Source organism: Oleiphilus sp. HI0117, from assembly GCF_001635235.1.
Genome location: NZ_LWGA01001333.1, coordinates 1 through 293, shown reverse-complemented (window position 1 = coordinate 293; position 293 = coordinate 1). Strand labels below are relative to the sequence as shown.

Here is a 293-nt window from a genome sequence, read left to right as displayed (position 1 = left end):
CCTGAAAAACTATTTAACCAGTCAGAAGTTATAATCGATCTTATAAAAGAGCTGAAAAAGGCCCCTGTACAAAAACCTGAGCTTCCCGCTTCCCAGATCCAAACTTTCGCTGCGCCTCGATCCGAGCCGCTTGTGATTGAAACGCTCGAAGCACCTGCTCTGCCCGCCGGACATAAACCTCTGGAAGGCTTAGAAGTGGACAGCAGCGCTACCGATATCTCTTTACGTAAGGATGAAGACAGCTTTGATGCCATTGAAGTTGCTTCAGATAGCACGACTCTCGAAGAACAACA

Annotated in this window: 1 protein-coding gene; it reads left to right on the top strand. The window is 47.4% G+C overall.

Going from position 1 to position 293, the window contains the following annotated elements; all coding sequences use genetic code 11:
• The coding region (locus A3757_RS27270; protein ID WP_197470249.1) for a hypothetical protein at positions 1-293 on the top strand (293 nt) is incomplete at both ends.